Annotated in this window: 12 protein-coding genes; all 12 read left to right on the forward strand. The window is 55.2% G+C overall.

Going from position 1 to position 14,220, the window contains the following annotated elements; all coding sequences use genetic code 11:
* The first annotated feature begins 48 nt into the window (after positions 1-48).
* Entirely contained in the window at positions 49-1,830 is a 1,782-nt protein-coding gene (locus XDD1_RS09070) for an IucA/IucC family protein (RefSeq protein WP_045970514.1), read from the forward strand.
* A complete protein-coding gene (locus XDD1_RS09075) occupies positions 1,823-3,052 on the forward strand; it encodes a type III PLP-dependent enzyme (RefSeq protein ID WP_045970516.1) in 1,230 nt (409 codons plus the stop codon). Before XDD1_RS09070 ends, XDD1_RS09075 begins: the two co-directional genes overlap by 8 nt.
* Positions 3,043-4,455 (forward strand): DHA2 family efflux MFS transporter permease subunit, encoded by a 1,413-nt coding sequence (locus tag XDD1_RS09080; RefSeq protein ID WP_045970519.1) that lies wholly within the window; start codon positions 3,043-3,045, stop codon positions 4,453-4,455. Before XDD1_RS09075 ends, XDD1_RS09080 begins: the two co-directional genes overlap by 10 nt.
* A gap of 21 nt (positions 4,456-4,476) precedes the next feature.
* Positions 4,477-6,327: an IucA/IucC family protein gene (locus XDD1_RS09085; RefSeq protein WP_045973426.1), complete on the forward strand. Its 1,851-nt coding sequence runs from the start codon at positions 4,477-4,479 to the stop codon at positions 6,325-6,327.
* Positions 6,321-7,097 carry an HpcH/HpaI aldolase family protein gene (locus XDD1_RS09090; protein WP_045970521.1) on the forward strand — a complete coding sequence of 259 codons (777 nt, stop codon included), beginning with the start codon at positions 6,321-6,323 and terminating at the stop codon, positions 7,095-7,097. The genes XDD1_RS09085 and XDD1_RS09090 overlap by 7 nt, the downstream gene beginning before the upstream one ends.
* Before the next feature lie 4 nt (positions 7,098-7,101).
* Complete coding sequence (locus XDD1_RS09095; RefSeq protein WP_045970523.1) at positions 7,102-8,955, forward strand: IucA/IucC family protein; 1,854 nt, start codon at positions 7,102-7,104, stop codon at positions 8,953-8,955.
* Positions 8,956-9,016: 61 nt separating this feature from the next.
* Positions 9,017-9,865, forward strand: a complete 849-nt coding sequence (locus XDD1_RS09100; RefSeq protein ID WP_231854505.1) for an ABC transporter substrate-binding protein — start codon at positions 9,017-9,019, stop codon at positions 9,863-9,865.
* A complete protein-coding gene (locus tag XDD1_RS09105; RefSeq protein ID WP_045970525.1) occupies positions 9,862-10,851 on the forward strand; it encodes a FecCD family ABC transporter permease in 990 nt (329 codons plus the stop codon). The genes XDD1_RS09100 and XDD1_RS09105 overlap by 4 nt, the downstream gene beginning before the upstream one ends.
* Positions 10,844-11,875 (forward strand): FecCD family ABC transporter permease, encoded by a 1,032-nt coding sequence (locus tag XDD1_RS09110; protein WP_045970527.1) that lies wholly within the window; start codon positions 10,844-10,846, stop codon positions 11,873-11,875. Before XDD1_RS09105 ends, XDD1_RS09110 begins: the two co-directional genes overlap by 8 nt.
* Before the next feature lie 13 nt (positions 11,876-11,888).
* Positions 11,889-12,677: an ABC transporter ATP-binding protein gene (locus tag XDD1_RS09115; protein WP_045970529.1), complete on the forward strand. Its 789-nt coding sequence runs from the start codon at positions 11,889-11,891 to the stop codon at positions 12,675-12,677.
* Positions 12,674-13,450: an IucA/IucC family C-terminal-domain containing protein gene (locus XDD1_RS09120; protein WP_045970531.1), complete on the forward strand. Its 777-nt coding sequence runs from the start codon at positions 12,674-12,676 to the stop codon at positions 13,448-13,450. Before XDD1_RS09115 ends, XDD1_RS09120 begins: the two co-directional genes overlap by 4 nt.
* Positions 13,447-14,070, forward strand: a complete 624-nt coding sequence (locus XDD1_RS09125; RefSeq protein WP_045970533.1) for an RraA family protein — start codon at positions 13,447-13,449, stop codon at positions 14,068-14,070. Before XDD1_RS09120 ends, XDD1_RS09125 begins: the two co-directional genes overlap by 4 nt.
* Positions 14,071-14,220 lie beyond the last annotated feature (150 nt).

The raw sequence follows: 14,220 nt of genomic DNA on the forward strand, positions 1-14,220 counted from the left end.
AAAGGCAGTGCTTGCCGGATGTGACCGACAATTAAGGGCGGAACAGTGATGAAACACCCTGATATTGCAGTAGTGTCAGCACGGATCAGTCAGCAGGTAGCGCTTCATGGGCTGCTGAATTGTCTGATCAAGGAATTTGCGCTGCCCCTGGGGGCAGCAGAGTACCGATGGCCTGACAACATGGCCGGTTCTGAGAATACTCAGCAACGGCAGGAAACGGGCGAGAGACCGCTGTATCTGCGGTTACCCGGTGAACGGCAGTTTCTGGTCATGGTGGATCGATGCGATGCGCTGGGCAGTCAGCGTTATCTGTCGGATGTCCGGGTCAGGTTTAACAACGGTGAATGGTTCACACCACTCTTTCCGGATCTGGTTGACCATATTCTGGCTGCCTGCGGGCATATCACGGGTCATTGTAATGACGAGCTGGCGGATCAAATCCGCCAGAGTCAGTCCCTGGTGCAGTCCATACTGCAGCACAATCTGTCGGGGGAACATCCGGCGCCGCTCAGCGGCTACCTTGCCAGCGAGCAGGGGCTGTGGTTTGGGCATCCTTCTCATCCTGCACCGAAGGCCAGACTGTGGCCTGCCCATCTCGGGCAGATCCGTTATGCGCCTGAGTTTCAGGCCTGCACTGCACTCCATCAGTTTGATGTGCCGCTGGATGGCCTTTCCATTGGCTCGGACAGACTGGCTCCGGAGCAGGTCCTCGCTGGATTTGCTGATCAGAGTCAGGCCCGTCCCGGTCACGCGATCATCGTGATGCACCCGGTACAGGCTTGGCTGTTCAGACAGGATGAGCGTGTCAGGCAACTACTGGCTTCAGATACGATTATCGATCTGGGGCCGACAGGGTATATCGGCAGTCCGACCGCATCGATCAGGACCTGGTACCTGCCGGAGCATGATTACTTTATTAAGGGGTCACTGAACGTCCGTATCACCAACTGTGTACGTAAAAATGCCTGGTATGAACTGGAAAGCACCCTGATTATTGATCGCCTCCTGCATCATCTGACGGAAACCACGCCAGAGACACTGGGAGGATTTGTGACGGCACAGGAGCCGGGAACGTTAAGCTGGAGTCCCCGACTGGCCAGTGAGGCGGATCGGCACTGGTTCAGGGAGCAAACGGGGGCGATTTTGCGTGAAAACTTCTGCCGTCGTTTTGGCGAGGCGCGCTGTCTGCTCGGTGGGACCCTGTTTGCCCGTGGGGGGAACGCCGTTCCCCTGATCCATGGACTGTTCCGGGATACGAGCGGGCAGGAGCCGGATGACGACCAGTTACTCCGCTGGTTCAGTGATTATCAGGCGCGATTACTGAGTCCGGTTTTATCCCTGTTCTTTAATCACGGCATCGTGCTGGAGCCTCACCTGCAGAACAGTGTGGTGATCCACCGTAACGGCTGGCCGGAGCAGGTCCTACTGCGGGACTTTGAAGGCGTGAAGCTCACTGCAGAACAGGGTATACATCAGGTGGATGTGGATATGCACCCGCGTGTCCGTCAGTCTCTGTTGTATTCCCGTGAGCAGGGCTGGAATCGTATCTGCTATTGCCTGTTCGTCAACAACCTGGCTGAAGCGGTGCTGGCACTGACCTGGTCGCGCCCCTGGCTGACTGCCCGTATGTGGCAACGGGTCAGGATGGAGCTGATTCATATTCGGGACAGGCTGAAAGGAGACGCGCCAGAACTGGATGCCATTATTGAGGGACACCTTCTGGCCTGTAAAACGAACCTGCGGGTGCGTATGGCGGCGGATGCTGATCGGCAGGCTGGCTATGTGCACCTGCGCAGTCCCTGGCAACGACCGGAGGCTGAACATGAATAATATCCCCGCAACCGTTATTTCGGCGATCGCTGAGGCCAGAGTCCGTCATGACGATCCGCTGGCCGTGTTCATTTATGATCTGGCCGCGCTTTCCCGCCATGTTGGTGAAATGATGTCAGTGCTGCCTGAGGGGGTGGAACTGTACTATGCCATTAAGGCCAACAGTGAGGCGTCGGTTTTACGTACCCTTGCGTCACTGGTCGATGGATTTGAAGTTTCTTCCGGCGGTGAGATAGAAAGACTGGAAAACAGCGGTAACCTGAAACCGTTTATTTTCTCCGGGCCGGGAAAACTGGACTCTGATTTACGCCGGGCACTGGGGCATGGCGAGTGTACGATCCATGTGGAAAGCCTGAACGAAATCACCCGTCTGGCACGACTCGCACAGGAAGCTGGTCGGGTCCAGCCAGTGTTTATCCGTATTAATCCTCAGTTGCCCCCGCAGATTACCAGTCGGCTGGCAATGGCCGGGACCGCCACTCCCTTCGGTATTGATGAAACCGATTTAGCTGATGCTGTTCGTATGGTGGATAGTGCCGGTTATTTGCAACTGAAAGGCTTTCATGTTCATGCGATGTCGCACCAGCAGGACACCCGGCGTCATCAGGAACTGATGGCATTTTATCTGCAGCGCTGGCCGCACTGGAAAGCCTTGTCTGAATTCCCGCAACATATCTCGCATCTCAATGTTGGTGGTGGTATCGGAGTGAATTATCTCGGCCATGAGCAGTTTGACTGGCCGGGATTTTGCACCACCCTGCGGACGTTACTGTCGGACTGTGAAGACAGACCGGTTCTTCGATTTGAGCCCGGGCGCTATGTCAGTGCTTTCTGTGGTTACTATGCCATTGAAGTGCTCGACCGGAAAATCAGTCATGGTAAGGGATTTCTGGTCTGCCGGGGCGGTACTCATCAGTTTCGCCTGCCGGTGGCGCAGGGACATGATCATCCGGTTATCCATCTGCCACAGCGGCCAGTTCAGGACTCTGACCCGCAATCCTGGACGGTTGTGGGTCAGCTCTGTACGCCAAAGGACATACTCAGCCGGGATCGCCAGCTCTGTGGGGTGAGTCAGGGAGATATTCTGTTACTGCCGCTGGCCGGTGCCTACGGATATAACATTTCTCATGCCGATTTTCTCTGTCATCCCCGTCCGGAAATCATTTTTCTGAGCGATGAGACCTTATCTGACGGAACGGAGAATCCCTGTTCATGTGCCTGAAGGTTCATGCCGCTCCCTGGCTGGTTGTGGTCAATGTTCTGCTGGGCACGATCACTGTCAGTCTGAATAACAGCGCACTTAATCCAGCTCTGCCGACGTTTATTCGTGTTTTTTCTATGGGGCCGGTTGCGGCCACCTGGATTATTGCTGCCTTCATGACCAGTATGGGCGTGACTATGCCACTGACTGGCTGGCTCAGTAAGCGGCTGGGCAGAAAACGGCTTTACCTGTCGGGCCTAGTCCTGTTCCTGGCTGGCTCCTGTTCTGGCGCTCTGGCAGGCAGCGGGGCGGAGGTAACGGGAGCCCGGGTAATACAGGGGATAGCCAGCGGGTTGATGATCCCTGTGTCGTTGTCACTGATTTTTGCCGTATATGACAAACAGCGCCGTGGCCGTATTACGGGAATGTGGGGAGGCGCAGTGATGCTGTCAACTGCACTGGGGCCGCTTGTCGGCAGTCTGGTCCTGGAGTGGTTCGGCTGGCAGGCGTTATTTCTGTTAAACGTACCGGTTGGTCTGGCTGCATTGTTGACCGGGATATTCGTGTTGCCGGATGGCGAAGCAACCGAAAAACGGCCCTTTGATCTGACTGGCTATTTGCTGATTGCCGGTGGGATCGTGCTTCTGCTGATCTCTGTGGGGCGACTGCATACACCACTGGCGCTTCTGGAATGGCGTAATGCGCTGATGCTGGCAGGTGCGATGGTCTGCCTGGGCCTGTTTACCCGTCGGGCGTTGTCCGTACCGGATCCGCTGTTGAACCTGAGACTCTTTGCGCTGCGGGGTTACCGTCTGAGTGTCATCATTGCGGTGATACAGTCCGTCGGCATGTTCGAGTGTCTGGTGATGGTCCCCGTTCTCATTCAACTGGTGCTCGGATACAGCGCTTTTTATACCGGTCTTGCATTGCTGATCACCGCTGTCAGTGCCGGGGTCTGTGGTCAGATTGGCGGGCGACTTCTCGATCAACAGGGGGCCAGGGGCGTCGTGTCGCTTGGCGTCTTTATTACCGGTATTGCGACATTGTTGCTCGGTCTGGTGGGAGTGCCACCGCTGTGGCTCGTGTTGCTGCTGATGTTGATCCGTGGTGCCGGGCTGGGATTGTCATACATGCCCGTCACGACAGCAGGTCTGAATGTGTTACCTGACGATATGGTCACTCAGGGCTCTGCGATGAATAACATTTCACGCCGTCTGGGAGCCTCTCTGGCTATTGTGGCTGGTGCGCTCTGGATGCAGTACCGCATGGATGGAGACGCTTATTCTCAGGCGGAGGCAATCGATGAATCCTTTGTGATAACGGGCATCATGATCCTTCTGGTGTTGCCCTGCGCCTGGCGCTTCCCAGTGGATGACAGTGTCTCCCGCAGACAGGCACAAGTGTCTGCAGAACGGAAACCATAACTCATGACCAGAGGTACTTTTATGACACAATCATCTTCTCCTTTCCCTTTTATGTTTGCTGATACCGGGAGCGGACTGTCAGATGTGACTCCGGCGTTATATCAGCAGGTTTCCCGTCGCGTAACCGGACAGCTTCTTCAGACGCTGTTGTTTGAGGACGTGATCTCTTTCAGGACAGAGCCCCTTAAAAACAACCGTTGCCGTTTTATTGTGGAAAACGACGAGGGGGTGACGTATTGCTGTGATGGGCTGAAAAGTAAAAGTTTTGAGGTGATCCGCCTGGAGTTTGACAGTCTGGAACGTATCTCCGCTCAGGGTGAACGGTGCTACCCGGGCTTTCACCAGTTACTGACTGACCTGTTGCCGGATAGCGGTGAGCAGACTTTTCTCCCGCGCTTCATTAATGAACTTGAACAGACCCTGATCAAGGATCTTCAGTCCCGGGCCCAGCACTACCATCCTTCCTGTCCGCCACATCTGCTGGATTCTGATGCACTGGAACGACATTTTATGGATGCCCACAGTTATCATCCCTGCTATAAGTCACGCATCGGATTTTCCCTCCAGGACAATCTGGCATACGGTCCGGAATTTGCGGCGGCGATACATCTGGTGTGGCTGGCCGTTACCCGCCGTACGGGTTCAATGAATCATTCCTCCCAGCTGGATTTTGCCACGTTTATACGTCAGGAGGCGGGAGAGCATATCCTGCAGGCGCTTGAAACGGCGGCTGTCGCTCTGAAGGCTTCTCCGGAGGATTACTGGCTGATACCTGTCCACCCCTGGCAGTGGCAGCAGACTATCCTGCCGGTGTTCAGTGCTGAACTGCAAAATGGCGATCTGATTTATCTTGGCCGCTCACGGGACAGCTACAGGGCACAGCAGTCTATTCGTACTCTGGCGAATGCTGCTGATGCACAGAGGCCTTATGTCAAAATGGCACTCAGTATCACCAATACCTCCAGTACCCGTCTGCTGGCCCGGCATACCGTCATGAACGGACCGATTATTACTGACTGGCTACAGTCCCTGATCCGCTCGGATGCCACTGCCCGTGAACTGGATTTCGCCATACTCGGTGAGGTGGCGGGCGTGAGTTTTGATTATCAGCATCTTCCTGAAAGCCGTAGCCCCCAGACCTACGGTACCCTGGGGGCTATCTGGCGTGAAAACATTCAGACATGGTTACATCCTGACGAACAGGCTGTGCCTTTTAACGGACTGAGTGATACTGGCTTCCCGGATGAGCAGGGGGAGGCAAAACCCTTTATTGATCCCTGGATTACGCGCTACGGACTGGAGACGTGGACAGCGCAACTGCTGAAGGTCACGGTACTTCCGGTGATACATATGCTCTATGCAGAGGGGATCGGTATGGAGTCTCATGGTCAGAATATCATTCTTATTGTCAGAGAGGGGTGGCTGGTTCGTATCGCGCTGAAGGATTTCCATGACGGGGTACGTTATTCTCCTGCACATCTGGCTCGGCCTGAACTGCAACCTGAACTGGTGCCGCTACCAGCAAGTCACGCCCGGATTAACCGTAACTCGTTTATCCTCACTGGCGATGTGAATGCCGTGCGTGATTTTTCCTGCGACTGCCTCTTCTTTATCTGCCTGACGGATATCGCCATTTTTCTGCATCAGCACTATGGTATGGATGAGTCCCGTTTCTGGGAGATGACGGCAGGCATTATTGCCGATTACCAGCATCGTCATCCGCAGCATCACGTGCGTTTTGCCCTGTTTGATGTGTTTGCGCCGTTCTATGAAGTGGAAGAGCTGACCAAACGTCGTCTGCTGGGAGACGGTGAGCGCCGCTTTAAGCGGGTTTCCAATCCACTTTACCCGTTCAGGCCTGCTGTATGCTGAGAGTTAATCACCTGAAAAGAAAGTTGCTTGCCGGCTCATCGGTACGGGGACTCTTCAGCTCAATTCCGGTACCTGCGGCGATTGAACTGATTGGAGAGGCGGGGTTTGATTTTGTGATCATTGACTGTGAGCATGTGCTGATCAATCCGGAGACCATCGAAAATATGATCCGTACGGCGGAGAGCTATGCGCTGACGCCGCTGGTTCGGGTGCCCGAGCTGAATGCGAAAACGTTGCTGCGGTTACTGGACGGTGGTGCGCAGGGCATTGTTTTGCCCATGGTGGAACGACCGGAGGAGCTGGCTGCCGCCGTGGCTGCCTGTAAATACCATCCGGAAGGACAGCGCAGCCTGAATGCCGGTCGCCCGGGCAGCTTTGGCCGGGACAGTCTGGCCGATTATGTCCGGGCTGCGAACCAGCAAATTATGGTGGTGGCGATGATAGAAAGTACTGAAGGTGTCCGGAGGGCTGCGGAAATTGCAGCAGTGCCGGGGCTGGATATGATACTGGAAGGTGCGGCCGACCTGTCTCAGTCAATGGGCATGCCCTGGAAAACCGATCATCCATCCGTCAGGGAGGCGCTGCAGCATGCCTGGCGTGCCGCCAGACATGCCGGGATCCCCTGGTGTGCTATTCCCCGAAGTAAGGAAGAGTTCGCTCACTGGCAGACGCAGGGGGTGAATGCCTTTGTTCTTGGCGATGAGCGGGGGATCGCTTTTCGCGCACTGAGGGCCAGACTGGCCGAAACCATTTCACATAAAGGAAAATAATCAGATGACAGCCCAATCAATTGCTGCCGCTAAGGTCATGCAGGATCTGGTGGATTGTTTACTGGCCGAGAACTTTTTTGGTGAGCCGCTGACGGTTCTGTTGTCACCTGACCAGTGGACCGGTAAGCGGGTACTGCCATTCTGTGATTTGCAAAAGAATGAACGTATCTGGCTCTGGTCTGATGTCGCCGTAGCCCTGCGTCCGGGGATCACTCAATCGCTGGAAAAAGTACCCGGTACACCGGTTCTGACCTGGCAGGAAGAAACAGGGGGGTGGGTATCCCTGGATCCGCTGGCTTTTATGAACAGGGCTTTTGACGTCAGCGATAAATTCAGGGATCCGGAGGAACCGGGGCGGATATTATTTATGGAAGCACTGGAAACCAGTCTGCGCCAGACCACGTTATCGCTGGCACATCATGTGGATACCGAAGGTCTGATGGCGCGTGATAATGCCGGCTTCTTCCTGATGATGGAGAGATGGGCGTCTTTACGCGATCGTCCATATCACCCGCTTGCGAAGGCCAAGCAGGGACTTAGTGATGAAGAGTATCTGGCATTTCAGGCCGAGTTTGCCAGACCGGTACGTCTGGACTGGGTTGCGGTGGAAAAATCGTTACTGCTGTGTGGGGAAGGGGTGGAAGATCTGCAACGGCATTACCCGGCACACTATCTGTTGCCGGATGTATGGCAGGCTGAACTGGCGCTGGAGATGCAGCACCGGGGGATAGCGGATACGCATGTCGCCTTACCGGTTCATCCCTGGCAACGTGAGCATGTCATTGAGACCCGATTTAATGAGTGGTTCAGCAGTGGAGAATGTTGCTGGCTTGATTTCAGTCGCGCAGAGGTTTTTGCCACGTCTTCATTGCGCTCCATGACGCCCTGTTTCAGCAGTGCTGACTATCTGAAACTGCCGATGGCGGTGTATTCCCTGTCTTCATCACGCTATCTGCCTGCGGTGAAGATGATTAACGGGGGACTCAGTGAAGCGCTGCTTCGTCAGGGCAGGGAGCTGGACGCAGTTCTGCAACACCGGCTGTATCTGTGTGAGGAACAGCACTGGTGGGCCTTTATGCCACCGGATGCCACGCTGTTTGATGAGCTTCCTCGCCATTTGTCCGCTCAGGTTCGCCGTTATCCGGATGAGCTGTTGCAGGATCCTACCTACCGACTGATGCCCATGGCGGCCTTGGGTACGCCGCTTCCCGACAGCCAGAGACATTTTTTTGATGACTGGCTGCATGTCCGGGGGATGGATACCGGACCGGAAACCGTTCTGACACTGTTCCGGGAACTCTGCCACTGCTTCTTTGATGTTAACCTGCGTATGTTCAGACTCGGGATGGTCGGTGAAGTGCATGGCCAGAATGCAGTACTGGTCTGGCGGGCTGGGCAGGCTGAGGGGGTACTGCTCCGGGACCATGATTCACTGCGTATTTATGTTCCGTGGCTGGAGCAACATGGTCTGGCGGATCCTCACTGGTGTCTGAAAGCCGGCCATCCGAACACGCTTTATCATCAGCATGCGGAAGATTTGCTGTTCTGGCTGCAGACTCTCGCCATTCAGGTGAATATGCGGGCGATCATCGACACGCTGGCGGAATATTACACGCTGCAGGAGGAGATTCTGTGGCAGGCCATGCGGGATGTCCTGAATCAGCTTATCAATAATATTGATTTTGATGATCATGTTCGTTTAATGTTCAGACAGCAGCTTTTTGACACGCCGCACTGGCCGCAAAAATTGCTGCTGACTCCTATGATCGAGCGGGCAGGTGGCCCGGGTAGCATGCCGTTTGGCAAAGGCGAAGTGGTGAACCCTTTTCTCAGTCTGAAAAATAAACGTGACCAGTAAAATAGTGGATTATTCGCGCCGTGAGGTGTTGTGGATGGCTGGCGGTCTGCTGGCTTGTTGTATGGTTCCCGGGGAAAGCCAGGCACAGTATGCTTCCTCCCGGGTTATCACCCTGTTTCAGGGCGCGACAGACAGTGCCGTGGCGCTGGGAGTTTTGCCTGTGGCGGTGGTGGATTCTTGGACGGAAAAACCCACTTATCGTTACCTGCGTCAGGCCCTGCATGGCGTGCCGCATGTCGGACTGGAGACGCAACCCAGTCTGGAAGACATTGCACTGCTCAGACCGACGCTGATTGTGGCCTCACGCTTTCGCCATCAGGCGGTGGCGCCATTAATGCAGCAGCTTGCGCCGCTGGTCATGCTGGATGAAGTGTATGAATTTAAGTTGACACTGCAAAAGATGGCGCAGGCATTAAATCGTACGCAGCAGGCTGAACGGCTTCTGAACAACTGGCGGCAGCGGATAGGTACCCTGCGCAGTCAGTTGTATGAACGTTTCAGTGAACACTGGCCGCCGACGGTGTCGGTACTGGAAATCCGTGAGGATCACGTGCGTAGCTACCTGCCGGCAAGCTTTGCTGGTTCCGTGTTAAGTGAGCTGGGATTCGCATGGAACAAGACCGCCCGAAGTGCTGCCGGGGTGTCGCTTAAACTGACCAATAAAGAGAGCCTGCCCGTGGTGGATGCTGATATTTTCTTTGTCATGCTGCGTGCTGAAAGACCGGTTATTGCTGAGTACTATCATCAGCTCAGGGAGCATCCTTTATGGCGCAGAATGCAGGCTCCGGCACATAACCAGGTCTGGCTGGTGGACGGGATTGCGTGGAGTTTGTCCGGCGGGATCCTCGGGGCAAACATGATGCTGGATGACATCGAGCGTCAGCTCATTCAGGGGACAACAACAGTATGAACCCAGTGCTGAAAATCAGTCTGCTTGTTACAGCACTCCTGGCATCCGTCCTGCTCAGCCTGATGGCGGGCGCACAGTGGATCCCGTTCCCTCAGGTGCTGGCGGCGCTGTTCATGCCTGATGACATGAATCTGAACCATATTCTGGTGCACAGTACCCGGCTGTCACGTACACTGCTGGCCGTGATGGTCGGTGCTGCGCTGACGGTGTCTGGTACCCTGATGCAGGCACTGACACGTAATCCCCTGGCATCACCGGGGTTGTTTGGTGTCAATGCTGGCGCGGTGTTTGGCATTATTCTCGGCAGTTCACTTTTTTCCCTCACCTCGTTGAACTCCTGGCTGTGGAGCGCCTTACCGGGTGCTGCTCTGGCCGGCGCGTTGGTCTGGCTGGTCGGTAACATGGGGCAGGGGAAAATGAACCCGCTGCGGATTGTGCTGGCCGGGGCCTCCATCACGGCAATGTTTACGGCGTTCAGTCAGGCCTGGCTGGTTGTTGATCAGGAAGGACTGGACACCGTACTGTTCTGGCTGGCGGGTTCCCTGAATGAACGTTCCCTACAGGCCGCTGCTCCCTTGATGCTGTCCTGCCTGCCCGCACTTCTGGTAGCGCTGGGGCTGGGAAGGCAGATTAATGTCCTAAATACAGGGGAGGAGCTTGCCACAGGGCTGGGACAGAACATCGCGATTATTCGCCTGGTCGTCAGTGTGTTGATCGTCTGGCTGGCCGGGTGTGCTGTGGCGCTGGCAGGCAGTATCGGTTTTATTGGCTTGGTGGTGCCCCATATGGCGCGCAGGTTGATCAGTATTGATCATCGTTGGCTGTTGCCTGGAGGTGCACTGCTTGGTGCGCTTCTTCTGGTGCTGGCGGATATCTTGGCACGTGTGGTTATCCTACCCCAGGAGGTCCCGGTGGGGGTGATGACCGCTCTGTTTGGCGCACCTTTTTTTATCGCACTGGCACGCAAGGGAGGGCGGTATGCGTGAATCTGTGACGCTGCGACTGGGACGTTATTCCCGGCGTGTTGATGTTTCCGCGCTGTGGCGGCTGGGACTGGCTGTGCTGACCTTCCTGCTGGTTATGCTGGTGTCCCTCTCTCTGGGGAAAATTCCGCTGACGCCTGTCGGCGTATTCCGCGCGTTGTTTTCCGGTGATCAGGGTGGCATCCCGTTCATTGTCGGGCAACTGCGTTTTCCCCGGATTTTACTGGCGGCTCTGGTCGGTGCCGGACTGGGCATGGCAGGTCTGATTTTGCAGTTCCTGGTACGTAACCCGCTGGCCTCACCTGACCTGCTGGGGATCACCAGCGGTGCGGGTGCGGCAGCGGTGATTTATCTTTCTTTTTTCAGCATGACGTTCGGCAGTGCAGGCCTGCCGGTTGCTGCCATGGTCGGAGCTGCGGTGGCCGTAGCAGCGGTTTATCTCCTGTCCTGGCATCGGGGTGTTTCTCCGCTGAATCTGGTGCTGACAGGCGTGGGTGTTTCCGCATTACTGACGGCTGTCTCGACATTTGTGCTGGTTTTCAGCCCGCTGACCACCACTCTGTCGGCATATGTCTGGCTGACCGGGAGTGTCTATGGCGCGACCTGGCAGGATGTCAGGTCGCTGGGTATCTGGTGGCTGGGGTATCTTCCGGCCCTGTTCCTTCTCTCACGTCATGTGGTGGTGCAGCAACTGGATGATGGACTGGCAATCGGTATCGGTGCGCGGGTACAGTTGCAGCGTGCGATGTTATTGTTGCTGAGTGTGGCGCTGGCCGGGGTGGCTATCGCCCACGGTGGTGCCATGGCGTTTGTCGGGCTGATAGCACCGCATATTGCCAGGCAACTGGTGGGAGCCGGTTTTGTCGGTCAGGCAGTCATGACAGCACTGTGTGGTGCCATGCTGGTGATGCTGGCTGATATTGTCGGGCGGGTCATTTTTCTTCCTGCCGATTTACCCGCCGGCATTTTTGTCGCCGCACTGGGAACGCCTTTTTTTCTGTGGCTACTGATTAAGCAATGTCATTAAGGAACCTGTAAAAATGCTCATTGAAACCCGCAAGCTGACACTCAGTTATCAGCGTCAGACCATTATTAATAATCTGGATATGCGGTTGCCGCAGGGAAAAGTGACGGTGCTTATCGGCAGTAACGGCAGTGGTAAAAGTACACTTCTCAAATCCTTTGCCAGGCTGCTGAAACCGGAACGAGGAACAGTCATCCTGAACGGGGCTGATATCCAGGCACGCCCCACAGGGGAAGTGGCCCGTGAGCTTGCAATCCTGCCCCAGATGCCTGCTGCTCCTGAGGGGATTACGGTACGGCAACTGGTGAGCCTGGGGCGTTACCCCTGGCAGAGCTGGATGCAGCAGTGGTCAAAACAGGATGAGGAGCGGGTGCAACATGCGCTGGTTCAGACGGGTATGGTTTCACTGGCGGAACGCCCCGTCGATGCGCTGTCAGGCGGGCAGCGTCAGCGGGCATGGATTGCCATGACGCTGGCACAGGATACGCCTGTTGTTCTGCTGGATGAACCGACCACGTTCCTCGATCTTGCACACCAGATTGAGGTACTGGATCTCCTTCGTGCACTGAACCGGCAGGAGCACAAAACTATCGTGATGGTGTTGCATGATCTGAACCTTGCCTGCCGCTATGCTGACCATCTGGTGGCCGTGCATGACAGGACGGTCTTTGCACAGGGCGCGCCGGAAACCATTCTCACCCAGGAACTGGTAAAGACTGTGTTTGACCTTAACTGTCGTATTATTGAGGATCCGTTTTTTGCCACTCCTCTGTGCATTCCTTTTAGCCGGGATTTTCCGTCATGAGCAGACCGGGATTTACTCACGGTGAATGGCAGGTACTGGGGGAAGAGCTGCGTCTTCGTGAGGCGGTACAGTGCGACAAAAAACGTTCTCTGCCAGCAACCGCATTGACAGACGAAACCACATGCAGGGCGTTGCTGGACGAGCTGACGCCGGTTATCGGTTCTCCGGACAGAGCCATTACGGCCTCACTGCTGAGCAAACGGCTGGCTTTTCTCACGACCGGCTCCTGCCTGTATGCGATGTCGGTGTATAACAAGGGGCTTGATCTGTCGCTCGGAAATACCCTGATTGAATACGGTCATGACGACGGGTTGTGGACATCCAGCCTCCCGTTGCGTCAGATTCAGCCGGTAGTTGCGCCGGAAGGAGCGCGCGAAGCATGGCGCCGAAATATTATCGGTACCTTATTTGCCGGGCTGCTGGCACCGTTATGGCAGACCTTTTCCCGGGCGGGTGAGATTTCAAGCCATATTCTATGGGAGAACACCGCGGTACGTGTGTATTCTCTGTATGAGCGCCGGATGGCGAAGGTGGTATGCCCGTCGTTAAAGGCACGTATCACTCAGGATTTTGACTGGCTGATAAATGGGGCAGATGCTGCGTTGTTCGGGTTACCGGAAAATCCCCTCAGTCGCTTTCGGCGTCCGTTGGCCGTCACGGGAGATGGCTGTAAGGTCAGGTTCAGACGAACCTGCTGCTTTTATTACAAGGCCTCAGCGCCTGTTGAATACTGTTCTGCATGTCCTTTACTACGGCCCCGGAAAAATCCATGATTTCAAAAGTTATCGAACCAGAACAGGATACATGTACTGATATTGTGGAAAGCTGGCGTGATATATCCGCGTCCACCCTCGGTCATCTGACCTGTGAGGGCTATCTTGAAGGGCTCAGACCGGTATCTGACAACATCCGGCTTCTGGGGAATGTGGTGACAGTTAAAGTCTTTTTGCCGGATGGGGGCATTCTGAGGGATGCACTGCTGCTCAGTCAGCCAAGGGATGTATTGGTGATTGAATGTGTCGGTGACAAAAAATATGCGTGCTGGGGAGAGTTACGAACGCTGGCTGCAAGGATTAAAGGTCTTGCCGGAGTGATTGTGGGAGGGACCGTAACGGATGTAGTTGCACTGCGCAAAGATGGGTTCCCCATATTTAGTGAAGGGATCAGTGCTGTCACCACTCGTCCGGTTGAAGAGTGTAGGGGGAACGTCAATCAGCCTGTCAGGGTGGCGGGTATTGATATACTTCCCGGCTCGCTGGCGATAGGGGATGATGATGGTGTATTTATTCTGACGCCTCAGCGAGCCAGAGATTTCCTCCCACTGGCAAAAGAAAAGGAGAAACGGGATACTGAACGAAGACTGGAAATGATGGCCCAGTTGCAAACCAGATAAAAACAATTGGATGGTTAATGTAACCCGGATAACAAAGTAGATTGTATAGGATGTACTCCTTGGCGACAGTGTAGTGGTCAAGAACTTCCGGACACAATTTTAGCCTTTTCCCACTGTTTCTCGTATTCAACGGGAGAAATACCCCCAGTT

Source organism: Xenorhabdus doucetiae, from assembly GCF_000968195.1.
Lineage (GTDB): Bacteria > Pseudomonadota > Gammaproteobacteria > Enterobacterales > Enterobacteriaceae > Xenorhabdus > Xenorhabdus doucetiae.

Coding starts and splice junctions, on each gene's coding strand:
- XDD1_RS09070 (WP_045970514.1), top strand. CDS start 49: ATGAAACACCCTGATATTGCAGTAGTGTCAGCACGGATCAGTCAGCAG.
- XDD1_RS09075 (WP_045970516.1), top strand. CDS start 1,823: ATGAATAATATCCCCGCAACCGTTATTTCGGCGATCGCTGAGGCCAGA.
- XDD1_RS09080 (WP_045970519.1), top strand. CDS start 3,043: ATGTGCCTGAAGGTTCATGCCGCTCCCTGGCTGGTTGTGGTCAATGTT.
- XDD1_RS09085 (WP_045973426.1), top strand. CDS start 4,477: ATGACACAATCATCTTCTCCTTTCCCTTTTATGTTTGCTGATACCGGG.
- XDD1_RS09090 (WP_045970521.1), top strand. CDS start 6,321: ATGCTGAGAGTTAATCACCTGAAAAGAAAGTTGCTTGCCGGCTCATCG.
- XDD1_RS09095 (WP_045970523.1), top strand. CDS start 7,102: ATGACAGCCCAATCAATTGCTGCCGCTAAGGTCATGCAGGATCTGGTG.
- XDD1_RS09100 (WP_231854505.1), top strand. CDS start 9,017: ATGGTTCCCGGGGAAAGCCAGGCACAGTATGCTTCCTCCCGGGTTATC.
- XDD1_RS09105 (WP_045970525.1), top strand. CDS start 9,862: ATGAACCCAGTGCTGAAAATCAGTCTGCTTGTTACAGCACTCCTGGCA.
- XDD1_RS09110 (WP_045970527.1), top strand. CDS start 10,844: ATGCGTGAATCTGTGACGCTGCGACTGGGACGTTATTCCCGGCGTGTT.
- XDD1_RS09115 (WP_045970529.1), top strand. CDS start 11,889: ATGCTCATTGAAACCCGCAAGCTGACACTCAGTTATCAGCGTCAGACC.
- XDD1_RS09120 (WP_045970531.1), top strand. CDS start 12,674: ATGAGCAGACCGGGATTTACTCACGGTGAATGGCAGGTACTGGGGGAA.
- XDD1_RS09125 (WP_045970533.1), top strand. CDS start 13,447: ATGATTTCAAAAGTTATCGAACCAGAACAGGATACATGTACTGATATT.